The 383-nt window shown below is 29.5% G+C and carries 1 protein-coding gene; it reads right to left on the bottom strand.

Annotated features, from left to right (window positions below):
- Positions 1 to 69: 69 nt before the first annotated feature.
- Positions 70 to 288, bottom strand: a complete 219-nt coding sequence (locus J7R10_RS10390) for a S24 family peptidase (protein ID WP_281432526.1) — start codon at positions 286 to 288, stop codon at positions 70 to 72.
- Positions 289 to 383 lie beyond the last annotated feature (95 nt).

The raw sequence follows: 383 nt of genomic DNA, 5'->3' as shown, positions 1-383 counted from the left end.
TTTAATATCTTTTATTTATGGATATAATCTATTTAAACTTTCTAAATTAAATAAATCTGCTTTACTACCTTATTTTACTATTTTGACAAAACAACGCCCATCTTCTGTATAAACATTTGATTTTTTATTAAGAAGAAAATTTGGAGAAATGTTTTCTGAATAAAATAAAATTGATTTATCCTCAATGAAAGGTTCCATTGAGTAGCCCTCAACTTTTACTGCGTATGTGTCTTTTGTAATGTATGGTGGTAGTTCTACTTCTTCAAGCCAACAATCTTCATAAGGGATAATTTCTGAACCTGCTCATAAGTACCCCATTAGGGGTATAGTTTTTTTTCTTGGAAGAGGATATTTTGAGATCTCCTCAATTGCTATAGCCTCTT

Source organism: Bartonella vinsonii subsp. berkhoffii ATCC 51672 (genome assembly GCF_902825225.1).
GTDB lineage: Bacteria > Pseudomonadota > Alphaproteobacteria > Rhizobiales > Rhizobiaceae > Bartonella > Bartonella berkhoffii.
This window is presented reverse-complemented; position numbering and strand designations above follow the sequence as displayed.